This is a genomic window from Hymenobacter nitidus (assembly GCF_020447315.1).
In the GTDB taxonomy this organism is placed as follows: Bacteria; Bacteroidota; Bacteroidia; order Cytophagales; family Hymenobacteraceae; genus Hymenobacter; species Hymenobacter nitidus.
On sequence record NZ_JAJADQ010000018.1, the window covers coordinates 1 to 22,411 of the forward strand.

Annotated in this window: 16 protein-coding genes; 10 read left to right on the plus strand and 6 right to left on the minus strand. The window is 55.2% G+C overall.

The genetic code is table 11. From position 1 onward, the window contains the following. Positions 1-158: 158 nt before the first annotated feature. Positions 159-482: a hypothetical protein gene (locus tag LGH70_RS22880; protein ID WP_226190463.1), complete on the plus strand. Its 324-nt coding sequence runs from the start codon at positions 159-161 to the stop codon at positions 480-482. Between the two features lie 227 nt (positions 483-709). Then, complete coding sequence (locus LGH70_RS22885; RefSeq protein ID WP_226190465.1) at positions 710-1,120, plus strand: hypothetical protein; 411 nt, start codon at positions 710-712, stop codon at positions 1,118-1,120. Positions 1,121-1,196: 76 nt separating this feature from the next. Here LGH70_RS22885 and LGH70_RS22890 read toward each other — a convergent pair whose 3' ends face one another. Continuing rightward, a complete protein-coding gene (locus LGH70_RS22890; protein WP_226190467.1) occupies positions 1,197-1,685 on the minus strand; it encodes a hypothetical protein in 489 nt (162 codons plus the stop codon). Between the two features lie 113 nt (positions 1,686-1,798). Continuing rightward, entirely contained in the window at positions 1,799-2,203 is a 405-nt protein-coding gene (locus LGH70_RS22895; protein ID WP_226190469.1) for a hypothetical protein, read from the minus strand. Between the two features lie 163 nt (positions 2,204-2,366). On the opposite strand from LGH70_RS22895, the gene LGH70_RS22900 reads away from it, so the two are divergent. After that, positions 2,367-2,816 (plus strand): hypothetical protein, encoded by a 450-nt coding sequence (locus LGH70_RS22900; RefSeq protein WP_226190470.1) that lies wholly within the window; start codon positions 2,367-2,369, stop codon positions 2,814-2,816. Between the two features lie 174 nt (positions 2,817-2,990). Here LGH70_RS22900 and LGH70_RS22905 read toward each other — a convergent pair whose 3' ends face one another. Then, positions 2,991-3,380, minus strand: coding sequence for a hypothetical protein (locus LGH70_RS22905; protein ID WP_226190472.1), 390 nt, complete (start codon positions 3,378-3,380; stop codon positions 2,991-2,993). 301 nt (positions 3,381-3,681) lie between these two features. Further along, positions 3,682-4,488: a carboxypeptidase-like regulatory domain-containing protein gene (locus tag LGH70_RS22910; protein ID WP_226190474.1), complete on the minus strand. Its 807-nt coding sequence runs from the start codon at positions 4,486-4,488 to the stop codon at positions 3,682-3,684. A 250-nt stretch (positions 4,489-4,738) separates the two neighbouring features. On the opposite strand from LGH70_RS22910, the gene LGH70_RS22915 reads away from it, so the two are divergent. Beyond that, positions 4,739-5,368 (plus strand): hypothetical protein, encoded by a 630-nt coding sequence (locus LGH70_RS22915; protein WP_226190476.1) that lies wholly within the window; start codon positions 4,739-4,741, stop codon positions 5,366-5,368. A 384-nt stretch (positions 5,369-5,752) separates the two neighbouring features. Here the strand turns inward: LGH70_RS22915 and LGH70_RS22920 are convergent, their stop codons facing one another. Both LGH70_RS22920 and LGH70_RS22925 read right to left on the minus strand, forming a co-directional pair. Further along, complete coding sequence (locus LGH70_RS22920) at positions 5,753-6,367, minus strand: hypothetical protein (protein WP_226190478.1); 615 nt, start codon at positions 6,365-6,367, stop codon at positions 5,753-5,755. 85 nt (positions 6,368-6,452) lie between these two features. Beyond that, positions 6,453-8,537: a T9SS type B sorting domain-containing protein gene (locus tag LGH70_RS22925; protein WP_226190479.1), complete on the minus strand. Its 2,085-nt coding sequence runs from the start codon at positions 8,535-8,537 to the stop codon at positions 6,453-6,455. Positions 8,538-8,903: 366 nt separating this feature from the next. Between LGH70_RS22925 and LGH70_RS22930 the strand changes: the two genes are divergently transcribed. The 6 genes from LGH70_RS22930 (at position 8,904) to LGH70_RS22955 (ending at position 22,360) form a co-directional block, all read left to right on the plus strand. After that, complete coding sequence (locus tag LGH70_RS22930; RefSeq protein ID WP_226190481.1) at positions 8,904-12,968, plus strand: RHS repeat domain-containing protein; 4,065 nt, start codon at positions 8,904-8,906, stop codon at positions 12,966-12,968. Between the two features lie 43 nt (positions 12,969-13,011). Next, a complete protein-coding gene (locus tag LGH70_RS22935) occupies positions 13,012-18,585 on the plus strand; it encodes a DUF6443 domain-containing protein (RefSeq protein WP_226190483.1) in 5,574 nt (1,857 codons plus the stop codon). Position 18,586: 1 nt separating this feature from the next. Then, the gene (locus LGH70_RS22940) at positions 18,587-18,952 is read left to right on the plus strand and encodes a hypothetical protein (protein ID WP_226190485.1); all 366 of its coding nucleotides are present in this window, start codon (positions 18,587-18,589) and stop codon (positions 18,950-18,952) included. A 633-nt stretch (positions 18,953-19,585) separates the two neighbouring features. After that, positions 19,586-20,134 carry a plasmid pRiA4b ORF-3 family protein gene (locus LGH70_RS22945; RefSeq protein ID WP_226190487.1) on the plus strand — a complete coding sequence of 183 codons (549 nt, stop codon included), beginning with the start codon at positions 19,586-19,588 and terminating at the stop codon, positions 20,132-20,134. Positions 20,135-20,332: 198 nt separating this feature from the next. Continuing rightward, complete coding sequence (locus LGH70_RS22950; protein ID WP_226190489.1) at positions 20,333-20,950, plus strand: recombinase family protein; 618 nt, start codon at positions 20,333-20,335, stop codon at positions 20,948-20,950. 18 nt (positions 20,951-20,968) lie between these two features. Then, positions 20,969-22,360 (plus strand): ISKra4 family transposase, encoded by a 1,392-nt coding sequence (locus LGH70_RS22955; protein WP_226190491.1) that lies wholly within the window; start codon positions 20,969-20,971, stop codon positions 22,358-22,360. Positions 22,361-22,411: the final 51 nt, after the last annotated feature.

A 22,411-nucleotide genomic window follows, 5' to 3' on the forward strand; every position in this document is an offset into this window, starting at 1 on the left:
CGTGTAGTAAAAGAAGAGGAAATAGAGCCGTCCTAAAAGTTACCTTACATTAAATCGAGCGGCTTAGACCACCGTTTCGCTGAACGGATGATCGAGTTGCAACCAGCTAAGTGGACTGTCAACTGATTGGATTAGCCTGCGTTTCATTATTTGCACCCATGAATCCATCAGTGCCAGCTTTGCCCAGGTTATCTCTTCCGTTACGGATTGGAATTGCCCTCGTTCCGTTTGTCGTGAATGTACTTGCTATTGGGTGGCTGCTGTTGGAAGGCACGGGATTCGAAATCCACGACACGCCCGATTTGATGGTTTACCATCGCCTCGCCGTGGGGGCCAAAGCGCTGCTTGTAGGGCTTCTGCTTGCTAATTTGGGGCTGTTTGTTTACGTGCGCTACACCCACACCACCCAGGCGGCACGATGGTTCGGCGTGGGTGCGTTGTTTCCTATGCTCTTGCTCTTGCTAAGCTTATGGATGATATAACCCTCCTTTTCCTGAACCGCTATTGGTGAGTGCCTGCAAGCTCTGCAAAGCCCTCTACCGTCCAGAATGAGTTCAGAAAACTGGTTCAATTAGCTAAGTACAGAAAACCTTGTGTAGGAGATGAGTTTCGTGAACTCCTTCAAAGAGGTGCCTATGCTATCGTATCGGTGTCTACTTTAGTTCGCGATTAAGCAAAAGGAGCATTAAAATGCTTTACCTTCAAGGCCATGCTACAAGACTTACCACCCCAACGATGGGAAACGACAGCAGCGTTGCAACAGGTGGCCAGTAAATTAGGGCTTCCTTATAACGAGAATGACGAGGCCATGCAGGATTGGTCGTGGGAAGTAGCGTCGCCGGACCGCTTGCCAGACTACCTACAGCTCTATACTTCCTCTTCGGATGACGAGCGAGTCGTGCTCATGGAAATAATGCTGCAGGCAACTACGGACCAAGAAGAGCCAGCAGCCTTTGAACGTGCTTGGCACCACGTAAAAGAGCTGCTAGACCAAAACCCGACATTGCACGCGTGGTCAGTGTATTACTGGTGCTATTGGGGAGCAAGAGTAGAGGACTGCTTTGAAGTTACCCCCTACTTACGCACGTGGTGGGCGGCACACTTCGCACTTCCTGTATAACACAAAATCAGTCTTGGCACCAGTTCAGCCAAATGGTCCAAAAAGTAAAACAAGAACTAGTGGCAGGCTGTCATTTTCATTGAAGTGCTAGTTTCTTTACAATCCACTCTTCCGCTTTTTTGACTGGAATAATTGCCCCGACATAGCACCAGGCAAGGGGTATCCCCCCTGCAAGCACTAGAATCATTATCCGTTCCGCTAACACAGGAGCTCGGTGTACCCCATTGATTGTCCACTCATCCTGAAACAATGCGGACGGTATGAAAATGATGGGGAATAGCAACAGGAATGCGATTAAGAAGTAGTTCGGCGTAATCTGCAAGCGAATAGTGGTTGGGGCCTCTTGCATAATCTCGCCTTTGATTTTGGGCATTGCAGGCAAGTTCTGCCGCGGGTAGGCATTGCGCAGGGTAAAGCTGTTGCCAACCAGATCTGCTGAGTAGTTATTTACCTGATAGAGCTGAAACTGCTGACGGGCTGGTTGTAGCTGGTTGAGGAGGGTATTGACCTGCTCGTAGGGAAGCGCACTGGTATAAACTTTCGCAATGGTGAAGGGAAGAACCATGAGTAAAAAGGAGTGGAATGGTGCGGGCCGATTGAAAATGTTCTTTCGTGGCCCACTTTAACAGTTCGTTCACTCAAACGGTCGGAATACTGTATAACGAGACCATGGCTGCCTTACATTAACCTCATGCGCGGCTTCTCGTCCGTCCAATAGAAGGTCAGCGGCTCGCTCTTCTTAAACTGGGGGTCACGTTTCACCACGAGATAACGGCGGTTAGGGTCGTAGGCAATGCCCAACCCGATGGATCGTTCAAAGAGCCCGAAACACCACACCCGGGTGATAAATACATCGACTCGGCCCGCGGCCCGCAAATTGGGCCTACTGGGAAGTTGAAACGAGTCGAGGTAGGCTCCGCCCCGAGGGGTAGACAGCACGCGCTTACCGTCGTAATACACGCGGTAGGCTTCGCGTTTCGGGCCGACGCCCCACATAAACACCGTCAAGGAGTCAGCGGTGGCGGCTGCTTCAAACGGCAAGAAACAGGCGGCCAGTAAGAACAGGCTAATGGGTAGTTTCATGAAGTTAAAACGGGCACAGTCCAAGGTCGTACTTAGACGACCGCCCTTGTTCAGGAAAAGGGTGGTTCTAGCGAAACGAGCGTTATTTTGCTCTCCCTCCGACTTTTCTAGTCAACAATTCAGACCACTCGAATACAAGCAGTACATGCATACCTATTTGACCGTGAGTGACGATCCTGAGGGAAGGACGATTGCAGTAAGAGATAGTGTTCTGGAGGTTTTCATGTATTTGTGGCTCGAATCTCTTGAGAATGAAACGTTAACAGCTGAACAGCAGGAGGTGTATGCGCACTACAAGCGGGAGATGACCCAAGGAAACTACTCGTTCATAGACTTGTGGTTGGGAGAAATTCACGTGAGCCCCTCCTTAACGGAGTGGTATCTAGGCACCTTAATCACTCTGAAGGATCGTCTATCCAAATGGGTCCCCACCATTGATCACCATTTCTTAAATGGCCTTAAGCTCTGGCGCCGAGAGTATTCTCGTCCGTTCCCCGTCATTCTCATGTACTTTCTGATCAATGACCTGCAGTGGCTCTTCTACCAAGAGGGTATGCGCCCGTCAGAGAACTTTAAATGGTTTGAGGAAGGGAAGTCGGGCCCCCCTCTCTAACACCACTGAATATGAAATGCTCCAGAAGTATTCAGTAGCCGTCTAGGTTCACGAAAACGGTGGTTTATCACCTATTGAAACGTGGTAGAACCTGCAAGGCGCAACGCCAAATAGCCGCGAGTAGCGCATGCATCAGGACGGTCTACAGCACAGCCGCAACGGTGGCTTATGGATTCAGTCCTGACCTAACCAGGTGAACGCTCCAGTCTTCTTGTCTAGAAACCCGAATTGCGTGTTATTGTAGGTTAGCCAAATAACTTCCTTTTTCTTGGCCGAGTCATCTTTCCCCAAAGCGAAATAGCTGATGACAGGCCTTGTTACACGGTAGGCTGCTAGGTGATTGTCTTTCCACGCATCTGTCCTCCATAACTTCTTTCCCTGCGGATTAAAGGCCGTAACCATGATTCTCGCCGAATCGAGTACGAATCGGTTTCCAGTGGCGGCATCTGTGAGGGTAATAGCTTTGAATTTGGTAGCCAGCGTGTGATGGCTTACATATTGTTGCTGTCCAAAACAGAAATAGCTCGAAAAACAGCAGAGGATGAGTAAAAGAGCTTTGGCCATAGTGATAGCAGTTTAGGTAGTAATCTGACGAAAGTACCACATTTGATAGTCCAGTGTGGTAAGGCTAGGTAGAAGATGAGCGCTTTTTGCCAGGTAGTTATGCGCAGGTCAGGCAAACGGTTGTTCTCGTGTCCAAAAATCGACTCTATTCTGAACACTTGTAGTACCCACGATAAAGGCCCCGAAAACACTGTTTTCTGGGGCCTTTTTTCAACGAGTAATCTGAACACCTAATTCTGTTCAGAATTCTAGTATCACCAGCCTAGTGCTTTACTATTAGGCTGCTTAGATGAGTATAGGATTAAAAGGGGGCATATGTTATCGTGTGTACATACGTATACCCTCCACTGGTAGAGACATCACGCAAGTGAACGGAGGTAGCTGTGAGTTCTACGATTTCAAGTAGTGTGCTTGGCCTATCGGTGTAGCTGTACCGTAGCTGCGTTTCGTTTTTCTCGAGCGCCCAGCCGTAGCTGAACACCTGTGGACCCGACGCACTGCATTTGACCACGCCTTCGTCCACGGAGAGCGTGTTATCGGCATTGAACCGCAAGAAATTGTCCCGGGCGCAGGCCGGGTCCGCTGCGAGGAAGTCGAGACTGGTTCCAGTGGTGACGTTTAGGGAGATATTGCTCGTCACTTTCCACCTGATACCGGTAAGCAGCGCGGTGCGTTCGGTCAGCACGGTGACATCCTGAGTTTTGGGAGCACTGCTGGCTTCTACAGTCAGAACTTGAGATGGAGGAGCAGCATACCCAGCTACGGGCACAAATTTTAACTCATATTTGCCCAGCGGCAGACTTTGGAATCGATACGTTCCCGTCACGGTCATCGTGGCCACATACTCGGTTCCCCCACCAACTGGAGTAGCCGTAATCTTGGTAAGCGCCGTCGCAGGGGAGAAAGTGCCGACGGCGTCCTGTGATGTTACTGAGGAGACAGGGGCAGGGGATTCCTTTGTTGAGTCGCTGCAAGCGGTGAAACTGACCGTGCTGATGCACAGCGCCAAAAGATGAATGCGGAAAGATATTGCCATGTAATATTGACGAAGACAGTACCGTAAAGATAGTGATTTGGTAGGGTCTGATGAGCAGATGTTGTGATTCATTATGAAAGCTATAGGGAACGTAATGATATCAGGAAGCAAATCGGGGTTGTTGACAATTGATTACGTAAAAGACAGCCATTCCCAAGCTTATAGCATAGTTGAAACAAATGGGCACAGGCAAAATCCGAGTACTTATGGCGAGAAAGGAAGACATTGGGTTTAGCCCGAAAATGGGGCCGGGCCGGTGGTGGCTGCCCAGACGGGTTTGCGTAGTTTTGAAGAATTTTCCACTCCTTGCTTCTGCCATCCAGTGAATCCTACGCTACCCGTATTGGTTACTGTCTTATCTCTAAGCGGCACTCTAGCCCTGCTGCCTCACGCGGCCTGTGCTCAGGCCAAAGTCGGGGTGATTCCGCAGAAGGGCTATATCGTTACGCTGGCCGGTGATACGGTGCAGGGCTACATCCTGCCAGCTCCGGCCACGCGGGCCAGCACCGCCTGCGATTTTATGCTGCCCCGGCAGGTGGAAGTGAAACATTATCTGGCCGGTGAGTTGCGCGGCTACGGCACAGCCGCTATAACCTGCGAAAGCCACCAGGTGCCAAGCGTAACCGGGAAGTTGCCTCGATCAATGGTGCCGGTATTCCTAGCCGTTGTTACCCGCGGTCCACTCACGTTGTTTCATCTGAGCACCGGCGAGACGCCTCGTTATTTCCTGGGGGGCTACCGGCTGGGCAAGGTAGTCGAGCTGGAGATTCGTACCGAGAAAATCTACCGCAATTCCCAAACTTTCCTGGTGCGCATGCCTCTCTACCAGGATACGTTGGCCCGTGCTTTCCGCTCTTGCCCCGGCGAAGCCAAGCGCGTGTCCCAATACAGTTTGCAAACCAAAGAACTTAAGAGGGCCGTGGAGCGCTTTAATTTCTGCGGCAAGCCATGACCAGGCAGCGGGCATAGCCGTTACGCTGGTCTGGCCGACTTCCACTGGTTGAGGGCGACCAGGGGGTAGCGCTAGAGCCTGCCTACAGCTCGGGCATAGGTACCGGCGCGGGGCTTAAGTGTTACCTAGCCAGGAGCCAGCAGTTTTCGACGGGGCTGCGGGCCGAGCGTACGGACTCTCGAACGTGGGCATTAGCAATCACTCCAGGCCGGGCAACATCCGCCTGGGGCTGAGTTGCACGCTGAGACGGCAGACAGCCTGGGACTTTGCGGAAGCTGACTGGTAGCGTGCGTACCCTTGGTAGATGCAGCTAACGTGCTTCGAATCAGTGACCCACCCATTTCAGTTCAGGAAAACGGTCCTACGGTAAACGAGGCTATTGCATTACAACTTTAGGCGTTTGACCTCCTGCAATAAGTCCAAAGCGGGTTTCAGCACAGCGCTGTCAGCGGGTTGTACAAAGGGCGTGCCTTGCTGCTCCAGCCCACGGGCGACTGGCGCCAACGCTATGCTTGGCGGCTTCGGTACGGGCAGGTCTGTAAATTCTCCTACCAGGCTGAGCATGGTAGTGGGGCCTTGCTTGACCCAGAGCATTTCGTACCGGACCACGGAACTGTAGTCCAGGCACATAGTGGAGAAGTATCCGGCGGGCGTTGTCAGCATCTTCTCCAGGGCGGAACTCGAAAAAGTGGTGCTATCCACTTGCCCCGGCCGCTGGTAAACATAGGCCGTGAACTGACCCGGCCCACGCTGCACTACGCGCAGGCAGCGGCTCCGGTCAGGATGTCCCGAGACGGTCACCATGTAGAGCAGAGCATACGGATTGCCTATGTGCCGGGCAAAGTCCTGCACCGCAGCATACGCCACGGTAGTGTCCGCTGCGGCGTACTCGGCCGGCAGTTTTGATCGCATCACGTAATACGTTAACGCCGCCGGGGCAGAAACGCGTGAGGTGGTGCATGCTCCGAGCGCACCTAATACGAGGAAGAAAGGGCGCATGTGGTTGTAAGATACACTTACCTTTCCTTAAGGCATGCAACAGAAATTCGACGAAAGGGTGGTTTAAACAGCTTTCGGAGAAAGCTTACCGCACTACTTCCAGCCATCCTTTATACTGCTTTTTAGAGGTGGTGTGCACTAAATGATAATAATAGACTCCGCTCGGTAACCCAAGCGCCTGCCACCCATTGTCATACGCCTGCGTAGCAAATACCTGCTTTCCCCAGCGAGTATAGAGGGTCACCGACCACTCAGCGGCCTGCACGCCTTTCAGCACCCAGGAATCATTGCGGTTATCGCCGTTGGGCGTAATAATGTTGGGAATGACGAGCGCACATTCCTGCCCGCTAACGACAACCTGTGCTGTAGCTGTACAGCCACTAGCCGACCGAACCTCCACCCAATACGTACCGGGCTGGGACGCCGTGTACGTCGGGCCTGAAGAGCCGTCCTGCCAGCGTAACGTGCTGCCTGCTGCCTGCGGAGAGGGACGCAACACCAGCGAGGAGGCACTCGAGCAAAGGACCGTATCCGGACCCAGGGATACCGTTGGCGCCGGACTGGCAGCGACCAGTACGGAATCCTGGACGATACAACCCTGCGCCGACGTGACGCTCACCCGGTACAGGCCCGGTCGCCGGACCAAGTAGGCCGGCCCGGTGGTGCCATCCTGCCAGCGATAGGTGGCACCCGCCAGGGAATTCACGGTGAGCGGCAAGGAGTCGCCGGGGCATAGCACCCGATTGCGCGGAGCCAGCGAAACGGCCAGGGCCGGCAAGGTTGTGAAGATCGTTGTCGTCTGCGCCAGCAGCGTGCCGGCCGGGTTATGTACCTGCAGACTGACCAGGTAGGTTCCCGGCTGTTGGTACCGATGGGCGGGGTTGGGGCCCGTGGCTGTGTTGGCCGTCCCTGAGGCCGGGTCCCCGAACGTCCAGGTGTAGACACTGCCGACCGGCAGCGGCCCCGGGGCCACACTGGCGGAAAACAGCGTGGCCGAGGCAACACAGCCGGCAGCAGCGGTAATGCGCACAAAGGAGCGCCCCGGGGTCGCAAACTGGTTCGGGAAGTTGGGTAAGCCATAGTCTGCCCCCGCCAGCAGAAACTTTTCCTGATAGCCACAAGCCGCGCCCCGCACGTTGGGCTGCGCAATCACCCCGAGGTACAGGCCTCTCTGGGCGACGTAAATCCGCTCATCCGGCCCTCGCTGCAGCGCACTGGCCTCGCTTCTGGTGTCCGCAAACTTTCCCACCACCATCTGCGAGCGCACGACCTCTGCCGCGGCGCCCGCGAGCAGGTCGTACTGGTAGATCTCGTTATCCCGGATGTTGGAGGCATACAGCTTCGAGCCATCGGCGGAAAACTCCACGCCGTAGACATCGGAGAACTGCCCCAGCAGCACGGCGTTGCTGGGGCGGCCAGTGAGCGGATCGAAGTCCAGCAATTCCAGGCTTCCCTGCCGGGTGACGGCACACGCCAGTTTGGTACCCGTCGGGGAAGCCCGCAGGCAGCCCGCATAGCCGGAGACGCCACTCGTGCCACTGCGTCCGTGCACGACGCCGACGGCGGTGCTGACCGGGCTGGCCGCCACGCCGGCGGGGGAGACCAAGTAGGCATAATACATATTGGTGTAGTAGCCATGCACCAGCACCCACGTGTCCCGGCCGTTAGCATGCACGATGCCTGTTAGCTTTTCCGTCAGCGCGACACCCGGCAGCGATAAAGTGCGCATGGGGCTGACAACATCGCCCAGTCCATCGTTCAGGCGCATGTCGACGACGACATAGCCAAAGCCCTCCGGGTAAGTATACGCGGCCTGACGAAATACATAGTACCGCTGTGCATCACCCGGATCCTGCACAATCAAGGCCCCCTGGGTGGCGGAGTACTGGAAAGAAAGACCCAGACCGGTGCCACGGGGCATGGGCCGATGCCGGCGCGTCCAGATGGTCGACCCGTCGGTGTAGAACAGCAGGTTGCCGGCCGCATCCGAAACGCTGGCGCTGCCTTCCTCACTATCCAGCAGGACCACTGCGGGTTGAGCGACCACACCGGCAGGGGTGAAATGCAGGATCTTTGAGGCGTAGAACCACCAGTTGCCCTCTCCTTGCGCGAGAGCCTGCTGCCCAAGGCTGCTGAACAGTAACAAAAGCAAGCACCATAGACGCTTCATCAACAGAAAATTATATTCTTACGGAGTGCAGGCTGTGGTGAGATATGGGTCAATCACCATCCTATATCGTGCAAAGATAGCTTCAACAAGCAGAGGTTCCTGCTATTGAAGTTATTGACTATCGGGGATAGACAGCGCTCCAATTGGAATGGCAGCGTTGGGCTTTCTTAGAAATTTCGTTTTTCCTCTTCAGGATAGCCTTGTTGCCCATCTTCGGATGGAATAACGACCCTGGAAGAAATATTGTACAGAAAGCACTGCTTGCGAAGAAGTTGACAAGCTATATTCGCACCGAGGTATGCTTTGTTGCGTGCATTATGGAATAGTACCTCACTACTACTTTACGTGTTTACCCGCAACCTATTGATGAAACACCTTTACCATCCTGGGAAAAGTACTGCTTACTGGTCACCGTGTTCTACCGCCTGCCTCCTATTGCTGTGCAGCATCCTTTGGCTGCCAGGGCGAGCACAAACGCCAATCAACAGCCAATACCAAACAAGTCGATATGATTATTCTCCGGTCCGCCCTTCCCCCAAGGTAGCGAAGCTGGGAGAATATGGGGACATCCCGGTGAACGAATATACGGGGTTGCCAGACATCAAGATACCATTATATACCTACCAGAAGAACGGATTGGAGCTACCCATTTACCTCTCATATCATTCCACGGGGCTACGGGTGGATGAGCGGTCCAGTGAAGTGGGATTAGGCTGGTCCTTGCATGCTGGCGGCGTCATTGGCCACACCATGTATGGCTACGACGATAAGGGGTTTGGCGGATACGCTTCCAAAGTGCCCTTACCTTCCATGTATGAGGCTACACTAGATGCCAATCAGCTGAAAAACCTTTGTAAGGAGGTAGCTCAGTTTCAGACGCGCGATTCCGAGCCAGATGTATTCAATTATAGCTATGGGAATCAATCAGGACGATATGTGCTGGATTATATGGGGGTTCCACACCCTACTCCCTTTCGGGATATCCGCATTAACGGAGAGACTATCACCGATGAGCAAGGCATTCGGTATGTCTACCATGGCTATTATGAGCAAACAGAAACCTTCCCTGGTAGCTATTGCGCACTGCCCCCACCGGCCTTTGGTCCAGCCAGCCGCCGTAAATTTACGTCAGCCAGCTACTTATCCGAAATTATTAGCCCCACGAAAGACACAATCCGCCTCAGCTATATTCGAGATACTGTTCGATACTATAACCAATCTGACTTTACCATTACCCGCTTGCGGATGGCTCCCGATTGCAAGCCAGTTTATAATAATAACAACAATCCCAATTTTCAGCCCTGTGTCGAAACAACCGAGCATTACGGTTATAAGATTAATACCATCACCAGCAGTAATGGAGTAGTAGTACGGTTCTTCTACGCAAAACGGTTAGACGTGAGCAGTAGCCGCCGGCTCACTGCCATCGAAGTTAAGGACGGGACGACGACTAAGCGCTTTGACTTCTATCAAAGCTATTTTGTGGCCCCCTCGCCGCTCACCACCAACGACCCGTTGGAACTGGAAAAACGGTATCGGTTGCGATTAGACTCTCTGCGGGAGCAAGGTCAACCCAGCCACACATTTACCTATCATAGGGCGCCCGGGGTCGATTTCCCCATCATTGGAAGCTATGCGCAGGATGTGATGGGGTATTTCAATGGCAAACCCAATACGGCGTTGGTCTCTGCTGATATGCTCGACAAAAAGCCGGTCCTGATTGAGCCCACCCCGGTGTATGGGGTCAATCGACAAATCGATACTGTGGCCGTCAAGCACGGCATGCTGGAGCGTATCACCTATCCAACCGGAGGCACCACTAACTTAGTCTACGAGGCAAATTCCTACTTTGTCGGTAAAAACTTCACGGTTGACAAAGACAGTTTGCTGGTTCACCTGGAAGCGAATGTGAGAAACGAGATCTACAGTGGCAATTTCGCTGAGCGATATCAACTACTCACCGTACACAAAACCACGCGGGTCCGCCTTGATTGGTCTATTAATGTTGAAAATCCAGACGACCTGCCCAGAACCAACAGCTATGTCGATATCAGACTAGAGAGCACAAATGAATCTCTTTATCCAATGCCGCCTGGTTCACGTAATTCAAAGGTTCTTACCCTGCAAGCAGGCACAACATACCGAGTAATCGCTAGTGCATCGGCAGAGACAACAGCCGGCTCACTCACTGTCAAAGTGGATGTAACAGCCTTACTTGGCGAAGATAAGTACGTTCAGAACTACCCCTTTCATGGATGCCGGATAAAGTCTATCACAAGCAGTGGGCGAACTGCTTTTGGACAAGATATACAGACCCTGTATGGGTATAATAAATACAAACCTGGCACGGAGATAATAGGGCGGGACTCCATTGCGTCACAATCTCTAGTAGTGAGTGCTGGGGGTAGTGAAACCGGAGAATACTCTAAGAGACTGGAGCGAACACTTCAAGTAAGTGTGCCTACTCAATACAATATATCCTGTCTCTTACAATCAGGACCTAGTTTGACCGCTACTTTCTCAGTATCAATAGTTGATACGAAAAGAAGCTTTAACAATACCCTCTTTAGCACAACAGAAACGGGAGATTCTCAACCATTTATCCTGCAGCCAGGTGTTTACCGTCTAACTGCCTCAGTGCAGGACAGGGAAAGTCCGGTTCTACTGCAAATAGAACTGACTGCAAGAACAATCATTGGAAGCTACACACCGGAAGTATTTACTCTGACCAATGAGTCCAGTGGCTATATTTTATATCAGCCACAACTGCAATATGATAAGCTCATTCGAGAAGCTATCTCCTTGGCGGATCCTGATCCCAATGGCTCAGTAGACCCTAGTGCTCCAAGTGTCAGGTACGTGTTTTGTGCCTATGACGTGTTGGCCCAAAGCCCGATTAACCCAGTAGGCAGCATTCACGGGGGCAATATTGCTTACTCACACGTCCAGGTATTCCAAAAAGCTGCTACGACGGATCTGCGGACGGATTACGTATACTCCTCAGCTCCTGACCGGGACGTCCACATCGAAACGCCCTTTCCACCACCCACCTCCTTTGACTGGCAACGGGGACAATTACTGAAGAAAATCAGCTTTGTTAAAGAGAAGCAGGCCTATACACCCGTGCAAATTATACGCAGCACCTATAGCTCATTCTTTGAACCTCATCTACTGCGAGACTCCGTCTTCTTATCAACCTACCATCACCTGACCCTGATTCCGGCCTACCGCATACTCATGGTTGGGGCCGAGAATCCTCCGATTACTGGCATTTTTCATTATTTCCCTTATCAGTATATCTCCGCGTTTTCCTATTTGCAACGGGAAAGCACCACGATGGTGGGAGCCACAGGGGACAGTTTAACGACAACCAAGATCTTCACCTACGGCAGCCCTAACCACACACAGCCGACTATCGTCAAAACCGTGACGAGCGGCCGGGATACAGTAGTCAACTATCTCAGCTACCCGGCTGACTATGCCCTTCAGGCAGTTACGCCTACTGCTGATAGCCGGCTCCGGGCCCTGCGCCGGTTACAGGAGTACCACATTCAAACGCCTGTTATCGAGAACCGGACCGCCGTGATTCCGGCTGGCGGAACGGCCGCCCAGACCGTGCGCAGCTCCCTGCTGCAGTATCAACTGGTCAACCAGGTTCCGCTCGTCAGCAGGGTCCTGGAGTGGAAGACTGACCGTCCCCGCCTTTTGAGCCCATTGGTAGCCACGTCCACTACCTGGCAGCAGGACCCCGGTTACCACGTCAAAGAGGAGGTTGTCTATACCCCTGAATACAGCGTAGCATCGCTGCGGAAGACCGGAGGGCTACCCACCAGCTTTGTGCGGGATCAAGACCAGGAAGTAATTGCCAGCGTGCAAAATGCAACGCTGGCCCAGAGTGCCTTTACCAGTTTCGAAACGGGAGCCACCGGGTCCTGGGACTACGATGAACGGCCAACCGGGGGAGCCCGGATCGCCACGGCGCGTACCGGGAAATACGGCTACCACCTGTCCGTTGGCGCGCAGCCGATTGCACGGACTGGTTTGCCCAGTGGAGACTATATGCTTGTCTTCTGGGCGACTGCCCCGCCCCGTGTCGTAGTCAACGGTACTCAGCGCCCCGCCGCGGAGCTACAGCTCGTGGCGCAGGGACCGGGGAGCTGGCGGCAGTACAGCCAGCGACTCTCGGCTGCTACCGCCGTTCAGCTACAGGCCAATGGCCCGGCACTGACCCTCGACGAGCTTCGCCTGTATCCGGTCGGGGCCCAGATGAGCAGCTATACGTTTACTTCCCTCCTCGGCATTACCTCCGCTACGACGCCCGACGGGCGCCTGATGACCTACGAGTATGATGCGCAGGGCCGTTTGCGTCGCGTGCGCGATGAGCAGGGGCGGATTCTGACGCAGCAGCAGTACCAGTACGCCCGCCCCTAAGCTGGCGGCGCCTCCTCCTTCGACTACTATAGCAAGTGCTCCTATGCGTGACCGTTACGCTGCATACCCCTTTCTGCTCGTTTTCCTGTTCTTGTTCGGGGGCTTTCGTCCGCAGGCGCGGGCCCAATCCCAGGGCCTGGTGCCGGACTCCACGGAGGTGCGTGTCCTGCGCCAGCTTTACGCTAAGACGCGCGGCAGCGCGTGGCTCACACAGACAAACTGGCTTGAGGGAACCACGCTGGATGCCGTGGCTACCTGGCACGGAGTCACCGTCGTGGCGGGAGACATCTGGGCTATCCACCTACCCAACAACCGCCTGCAGGGGCCCTTACCAGCTAGCCTGGGCCTGCTGGCCAATCTGCGGGAGCTAGACCTGAGTTACAACCAGCTGCAAGGCGCTTTGCCTACTTCGCTGGGGCAACTCCTCCGGCTTCGAACGCTGGTGCTGAGCCATAATACGTTTACCGGCATCATACCCAAAGTGCTCGGCACCGTGCAGTCCTTGGAGCAGCTACAGCTTAACCACAACCGGTTAGAAGGCTCCCTGCCAGGCAGCCTGTGGTCGATTCCCTACCTGCGTCGTCTGGATGTAAGCTATAACCAGCTCAAGGGTACCGTACCCGACAGCGCGGGCGGACAACCCGTGCTCTATGTGCTCTTACTCCAGCACAATCAGTTTACCGGGCCGCTGCCTGCCTCCCTGGGGCAGGTGACCAGCCTGGCCATCCTGGACCTTTCCGAAAACCGGCTATCCGGGAAGCTACCCACGGCTTGGAGCACCCTCTCCAATCTGGCTAACCTGTACCTGAGTCATAACCAGTTAGCAGGAGAAATACCAAAAGCATGGGAGAACATGCGGGGCTTGCAACAGCTTTCGCTTGACCATAATCAGCTGGAAGGCTCGGTTCCTGCCGAGCTTAAGCGTATCCCTACGTTGTACGGGCTGGTGCTGCATCACAACAAGTTCACATACCTGCCCAGTTGGGCGGGTACCTCCCTGGCCTTGCTAGATGTGCGCGACAACTACCTGGCCTTTAACAGTATCGAGCCCAATTTCTCAGCTACTGGCACCAGCATTGTCCCCTCTTTCTCGTTTACCCCGCAACGTATTCTGCCGCCCGATACGCTCCAGAATTGCCTGGTAGGCAGTCAGCGCAGCCTGCATCGTGGCATGAAAGGCACGGGCCTGCTCTACCAGTGGGAACGCCAGCTGGGCGCGGTGTGGATCGAGGTAGCGGCCCCAAACGACAGCACGCTTCAGCTTTCGCCCGTGACGGCAAGCATGGAAGGCAACTACCGCGTTCGGGTCACGCATCCCAAGGTCACAACATCCTATGGGGCGGCGATCCCCTTGTACACGCGCACGACGTATGTCGATGTGCTGCCATATGCACCGCTGGCGTTAAATGAACCCAAGGACACCGGGTGTCCGCCGCTAACCCTGCTTCCGGCGCTGGTGGTCGCCTCGCGGCCGGCCACGAGTGCCGACTCGGTGAACTACGTGCGGACCTATACGGCGCGGGCCGCTTACACAGATTCGACCCTGCTGGCCCAGGCTCCGGTTGATTCCGTGCAGATCTCCACGGCTTACCTCGATGGCCTGGGGCGGGTGGTACAAACGGTGATACAGCAAGAATCCCCGAATAAGCGCGACATCGTTCAGCCCATCGCCTACGACGCGCTCGGCCGGCAGGAAAAAGAGTATCTGCCCTACACTGCCACTCCCAACGCGGTACGGAAGGAAAAAGCAGGCGGCTACCGGGGCGATGCCTTGCACGAGCAGTACCAGTTCTACGTCGCCCCGACGGGGAGCTGGCCCAGCACGCAGGTGGCGTACAGCAAAAAAGCCTTTGAGCCTTCCCCGCTCAACCGGGTCACCGCGCAGGGATCGGCAGGAGAAGCCTGGAATCTGGATGCCCTGGACAGTCATGCCGTGGTTCTTTTCGAGCGTCCCACGACGGCGCGCGACACAGTTTATCGGTGGGCACCGGGCTTTGGCAACAATCATGAAGATCTGCTTCCTCGGCAGCCCTACGCACCGGGCGAACTCTGGTCTACGCTCACGCGGGATGAACAATGGCACCTGAGCCAGAGCTTTACGGACAAGCAGGGCCGGGTGGTGCTCAAGCAAGTGGCCGAGCACATCACGGCCCGCGACACCAGCTGGCTGAAAACCTACTACGTCTACGACGAGTTTGACCGCTTGCGGGCCGTGCTCCCACCGCTGGCCGTGCAGCGGATTCGCCGCAACAACTTGCAAGTCACGGGGGCAGGGGTAGAGCGGCTACTGTTTCGCTACAACTACGATGACCAGGGCCGCTTAATCGCCAAGCGCATCCCGGACCAGGACGGCTACACCTACAGCGTCTATGATGGCTTGGACCGTCCTGTTCTTACGCAGGATGTTGCTCAGCGAAGCCGCAGTGAATGGGTGGCCACCAAGTATGACGCCCTGGGGCGCGTGGCGTATACGGCCCTGATCCGCCGGCCCGGTAGTGAGCGGGATATGCTGCAAGCCCAGGCCAGCCAGGACACGACTCATTGGGAGAATCCCAGCGCCACCCGCTTGCTGGAGCGGGCCTACTACACCAACCGGAGTTACCCCACCTTGACCAGTGGTGATCAACTGCTCAGCATCGCCTATTACGACACGTACGATTATAACCAGGATGGTGTCACTGATGCGGATGCGGCGTACGTGCCCGCCACCGAGCAACAGCTAGGAGGGAAAGTGCCCGTTGCCGACACGCGGGTAACCGGACTGGCGACCCGTAGTGAGACCCGTGTGCTGGGCACGCCCATGGCCAGCAACGGTGCCTGGCTCACAAGCACGAGCTTTTTCGATGAGAAGCAACGGCTCATTCAGGTTGTAAGCACCAACGCACGGGGAGGTCAGGATGTGGTCAGCAGCCGGTATGACTTTGCCGGCAAAGTCCGGGGGACGTATACGGTCCATACCGATCCCAGGCACGAGGCGATTACCGTGCAGGAGAAACCAACCTACGACCATGCCGGACGGGTCTTATCTACCACGCAGGCCCTCAACGGTGGGGCGGCGGTGCCGCTGGCCCAACATACCTATAACGAGATAGGGCAGCTGGAGAAAAAGGTGTTGGGGAACGCGTTGCAAACCGTTGACTACCGCTATAATATCCGGGGCTGGCTCACCCAGTTGAATAACCCGGATCAGGCGCAGACCGACGATCTGTGGAGCATGTCGCTGCACTACGACTGTGGCTTTACCACGCGGGAATACAACGGGAATATCGCCGGGCAGCGGTGGCGCAGCAAGTCGGATAACATCGAGCGGGCCTATGGCTACCGGTACGACAGCCTGAACCGGGTGCTGCAGGGCGACTTCGTCGCCAAAGGCCTGAACGCGACCACCTGGGAGGCCGAGCGCGGTAACTACCGCTTCTGGGCCGCCAGCTACGACGCGAATGGCAACCTGCTCAGCCTGCGCCGTCGGGGACTCCTGCAGGAAGCGACCCGCACGACACCCCGGCAGTATGGGGTGACGGATAACATCCGCTACCGCTATGCGCCGGCCACCTTGAGCGAGCCGGTCAGCAACCGATTACTGCGGGTGGACGAGTTAGCCCCGGCCGCGGCGGCGCCGGCAGCCGGGCAGCCGGCTCGACCTGACTTCCAGGATGGAGCGACCAGTGGCAGTACCCAGGCGGATTACACCTACGATGCCGCGGGCTCTCTGACCAGTGATCGGAACAAAGGCATTACGGCCATTCGCTATAATCACCTGCGTTTGCCCGAAGCCATTCGTTTTGCGACAGGAGACTCGCTGCTCTACCGCTATACAGCCAGTGGGCAGAAGGTCGCCAAGGTCGCCTATGCCGTGGGCAAGCCCCAGGTGCAGACCGATTACGCGGGTGCCTGGCAGTACGAGAAGGATTCGCTCCGCTGGCTCAACCACAGTGAAGGGCGCCTGCTGCGGTTTGAAACCCGCAATGTGATTGGCCAGCCCGTGGTGCGCTACAGCTACGAATATACGCTGAAGGACCACCTGGGGAATTTGCGGGTAGCCTTCCGTGAGGGAGTGATCGATACGGATACGGCCACATTGGAACCGGTAACGGCCGCCCGCGAACGGCGCCTCTTTGACGCTGCGTCAGTGTCGGCACCTGTGGCACGGGAGACGAGTGAAGCACGCACGGGAAGATTTGCGGCCGTCCTGAATGCAGCGGGCACCTCGCTGCACCCGCCGACGCCCCTTGGCCCATTCAAGCAGATCGCCGTCGCGAAGGGCGATGCTGTGCAGGTCAAGGCTTATGCCCATTATCTCCAGCCCAAGCAGCAATCCAACTGGACGTTTACCCTGGCGGGATTTGTGGCAGGGTTACTACAGCCCGCCCCATTGTCCCCCACGACGGGGCCTGACGTGAGCGGTAAGCTAAAAGTCTTGCCCTTGTTGAACGTGGCGCTGAACTCCTCCATCATTGAGGCCCTGAGACAGTTTCCCGATGGCGTTCCGCAAGCCTATGTCCGCCTCCTAGTCTTCAATCAGGACTCGGTGCCCATTGCGGAGGTAACGCAACAGATCAGCATTCTGGCGCAGACCGAGCACGAGGTATTAATGATAGACATTCCACCCCTGGAACAGGCCGGGTATGTGCAGGTGTATGTGGCCAATGAGAGTGATACGGACGTGTACTTTGATGATATTGAGGTCACCCATCATCAGGGGCTACAAGTACAGGAGAATCACTACGATCCGTTTGGGCTGGACTTAGTTGGCGTTAGTAAGTCAGCTACCCCTGAGAATAAGTATAGCTGGAATGGAAAGGAGAAGCAGAGCGAATTTGGCCTGAACTGGCACGATCACGGCTGGCGCTTTTATGATCCGGCTCTGGGGCGCTGGGTCGTCAGTGACCCCGATGCCGAGGAGGCAGATCAGGAAAGTTGGGGTACTTACCAGTTTGGCTTAGATAATGCCGTTCGTTATAATGACTTAGATGGACGGCAGGCAGGGCCAGGGGATGAAATTCCAACAGTTGCAGGAGCATTTGTTGATTTTTCTGCTTCTGTTGCTAATCTGGTCCTGAGTACATGGGCTTATGCAACCGGTTCATCAACTAAGCTTCAGGCACAGGTTGACAATTTTCAAGTTCACTATGAGACGGTACCAGTTGGTGGTGTAAAGCAGGAGGCAAAATCGTTTGGATTAGATGCTCTTAACGTTGCATTGAATGTTATGCCAACTGGCAAGGCTGGCGCCGGTCGCATGTTAGAAGATGCCACACGACGTGTTGTTGCTACTGAGGTAGCCACAGGTGCTAAAGCAACCAAATTAATTGGACCAGCCGGTGATCCAGGAGCTGTTGTAACAAAACAAATACCTAAAGGGTACAAAGCTGTACCCGCAGGTAAAAATAATGAAGGCACTAGCTTTCAATTATCAGACCCAAAGAAGCCAAACAGCAATCCTAATAGCACGGTGAGGGTAATGCCTGGCAATAAAAACAGCCCGCATCCAGAACAACAAGTTCCATATGTTAAACAAGTAAAAAACGGTCAACAATTAGATGCACAAGGCAATCGTTTGCCAAGTGGGAATGTCGGCCCTGCTCACATACCAAGAGACTCTTTTATATTTAGATAATATGGATGAATTTACTGCTTGGAAACAGATGGTTTACAATGCTATATTTAGCATAGCAGACCTTGATTTTCAAAAAAATGCTTGGTTTAATAACGCATCAGAGCTGTCTTCATCTTTTGTTGAGACTATTAGCATACTTTATGATGACTCTTTTTTTGTTAAGTTCTTAGAGGCTGACAGCTGGAAGTTTTTAAAGCTTAGTAATAAACTTCATGAAGAAATGAGTGCTCTAAAGAATATGATTGATGCCTATAATGAACCTGAGAGCCATAAGGCCATATTAGAAGACCCTAATTGGCTTGCTATTGTGTTTCAAGCTCGAAAAGTAATTCTCTTATTTGACGAGGAAATCAAGTATAAAGGATAAATTATAAAAGGAATACTTCTTTTTAACTACTCAGCATTGAAATAGCAGATAGAGCACCTTTGATAGTCGTGAACAAACAGAATCCCCGGCCAGATGGTCGGAGATTCTGTTTTTGTATTGTGGTAAAGAAAGCAGAGAAAAGAGAGTGAATCTCTTTTTTAACGGGTTTGCGAAAAGGTTAATATGTTCACAATTGTGACATAAGGTCTAGTCCTTGTTCGCTAAGTTATGCCTATGTCGCAGCTACTCCTACTAATCACTCACTATGACCAAGGTGCAGTACGGATATGCTCTAGTACTTCATACAAATCACGCTGGTCACAGGCAAAGCACACTTCCCCCTCTTTACCGACTGTTACACCCTTGCCCGCTACCAACTCCAGCCTCCCATCGGCGTGATGGACTGGATAGCCACAACTTGAATAAAGATAACTTGGTGGTTGCCCCAGCGGAGAGTCTTTGAATCGCTTGATTACAGCAAGACGGCGTGTACGCTTCCCCGAATCGAGAGCCGGCCGGGACTCCGACGGCTGACAGGCCGAAAACAACAAGGAGAGCATCAAAAAGTGTGGGGCAGTCGGGTTCAACCACCTGTTGGCTTAACTTGGGAGCCCATCTCTGACGGTGACCGCCATGCTCCCTGCCGTTACCCCGCCTCCCGCCGGCGCTGACCGTCTGGCGGCGGTCTACCAGCTCAAGATTCACCTGGTCGGCATCAGCCCGCACATCAGCCGGCGCGTGCTCGTGCGGGGCGACACCACCCTGGCGGAGCTGCATCACGTCTTTCAGGTCGCGATGGGCTGGGAGAACTGGCACCTGCACAGTTTTAAGCTCTGGGGCAAGGAGTACGGCATTCCCTATGCCGGTGGCATCTACTTTGCCGACGATGCCCGGCGGGTCCACCTGGGCGATTTCCCCTGGCAGGTCAACGACAAATTCACTTACACCTACGACTTCGGCGATTACTGGCTCCACCAGGTGCGGGTGGAACAGGTGCTGCCGCCGACCGCCTTGTCGGCCCACCCGGTGTGCGTGAGTGGCCGCCGGGCCTGTCCCCCGGAAGAAGTGGGCGGCCCCCGTGGCTACGACCAGCGCACGCTGGACCAGTTCTCATGGAGCTACGAGGCCTTGGACCGGCTGCTGGCCGGCGAGAACATTTTCGAGGACGACGTACCGACCTGATTCTGGACCTACCGGCCGGAACACTTCGACAAAGGCCAAGTCAATCGAAAACTGGCCAAAGTGTATCAACTAAAGGGTAATCCCGATTTCCTGTATTCACAGGGCGGCTACGACTACTTTTTCGCGGATGAGCGGCCGTGAAATGTGTATCAGAAAAACCAGATGGTTTAAATGATACAGCAGGAATAGCTTTGCGCCATGCAACAGGCCGTTATTTTCGTGCGCGTCTCTAAAAAGGAGCAAGACTACCAGCGGCAGGTGGAAGACCTGCGCGCCGTGGCCCAGAGCCAGGCCGTGCAGGTGGTGGCCGAGATTGCGGAGAAAATTAGTGGGGCGAAAAGGAATCAGGAGCGGGAAGGGATTCAGCAATTGCTGAGCATGAGCCGGCGGGGAGCCGTTCAGAAGGTGCTCGTGAGCGAGGTCTCGCGTCTGGGTCGCTCCACGGTCGAAGTCCTGCAAATCGTCGAGGAGCTGACCCTGCTGGGCGTCAGCATCTACGTCCAAAACTTTGGCATCGAAACGCTCAAAAACGGCAAACGCAATCCGGTGGCCCAGTTCATGTTCACGCTGCTGGCCGAATTCGCCCGTCTGGAACGCGAAACCCTGCGCGAGCGCATTCTCTCGGGCATGGACGAAGCGCGGCGGCAAGGCGTCACGATTGGCCGCCCGGTAGGTGCGACGGAAGACAAAGCCGTCTTTCTGAAAAAGTATGCGGCCGTCGCCCGGCAGCTGCGGGCGGGCCTGAGCGTACGTAACACGGCCAAGCTGTGCGACGTGGCCATCAATACGGTTCGTAAAGTGAAGGCCTTGCTCTAATCCTTAACCCCCAGCCCCATGAACTTCAAACTACAACTGGTAGCTTGTCCGTCAACAGGCGACGAGCCCCTCCTCGAAGACGTGTTCACCTGGAGCCGGGAGGACCTGAGCTTAGCCAGCGTGGGCCTGACGCTGGCCGAATCGAAAGAACTGCTGCAGCGCATTCAGCAAAAGATGATTGGGCAGCAGATAGCGACGCACCTGCAGCTGCAACAGCCTGTCGGCTTACGGAAGAAGGGCAGCTACCCGCTCCAACTGAAAACCTTGTTCGGCAACGTCACGGTCGATAGCCCGCGCTACTATCTGCCGCCCACCGAGGCGGGACCCAAAACCTTCAGCCCCCTCCAGCACCTGTTTCCGCAGCACGTGACGCCGGAGCGGCTGTACCTGGAAACCAAGTGGGCCAGCCTGATTCCCTACCAGAAAACGGCCGATTTGCTCCACGATGTGCTGCCCCTGAGTGCGAAGCTCACAGGCACGACCATCCAGCAGCACCTGCACGCCGTGGTCGAGGCGCAGGAACAGCTGCTGCCGCACGAAGTGGCCCCTTTTCACGGCGTTTGCCAGCGCGACCGCGAGGCCTTGCCGTGCCCGCCCCGCCCGCTGGTGGTCGGCCTCGACGGCGGCTACATCCGGCACTGGCATAAAAAAGGCTATTTCGAGGTGATCGCGGGCAAAAGCATTCCCGCCGAAGGAGATGCCAAATGCTTCGGCTTCGTGCAGGAGGTCGATGCCAAGCCGCGCCGACGGGTGTTCGAGGTCCTGCGTTTGCAGGGGCTGCAGGCCAATCAAGCAGTGGAATTTTTCACGGACGGCGCCGCGGTGCTGCGGTCGCTGACCAGTTATTTGAGTGCGGAGTCCACCCACATCCTGGACTGGTTTCACCTGACCATGCGCCTGACGGTGCTGCACCAGTACGCGCTGGGATTCGCCCAGGTCGACACGGCCGGGGGAAAAGCGCTGCAAGACAGCTTGACCAGCATCAAATGGCACCTCTGGCACGGCAACGCTGAGCGGGCCCTGGAGAAAATGCAGGACTTGGACGACGCCCTGGCCGTGCACCAGGACGACCCGCTCGTGGCCAAGAAATACAGCAAGTGTAAGCCGTTGGCCAGGCTGATTGCGGATTTTCACACCTACGTGGAGCAGAACAGCGGCTTTATCGTGGATTACGCCGAGCGCCATCGCTACGGCGAACGCGTCTCCACCGGATTTGTGGAGTCGGCGGTCAACCAGGTGCTGGCCAAGCGCCTGTTGAAACGGCAGCAGATGCAGTGGACCAAGAAAGGCGCGCACCTGCTCGTGCAGGCCCGCACCAAGGTCCTCAATGAAGAGTGGGAAGACTGTTTCCGGCAGCAATACCCCGGCTTCCGGCCACTGCCGACGGAGCCCCTACCGATGGCCGCTTAACCCGCTGCCCCACACTTTTTGATGCTCTCCTACACAGTCACCCGCTTTCGG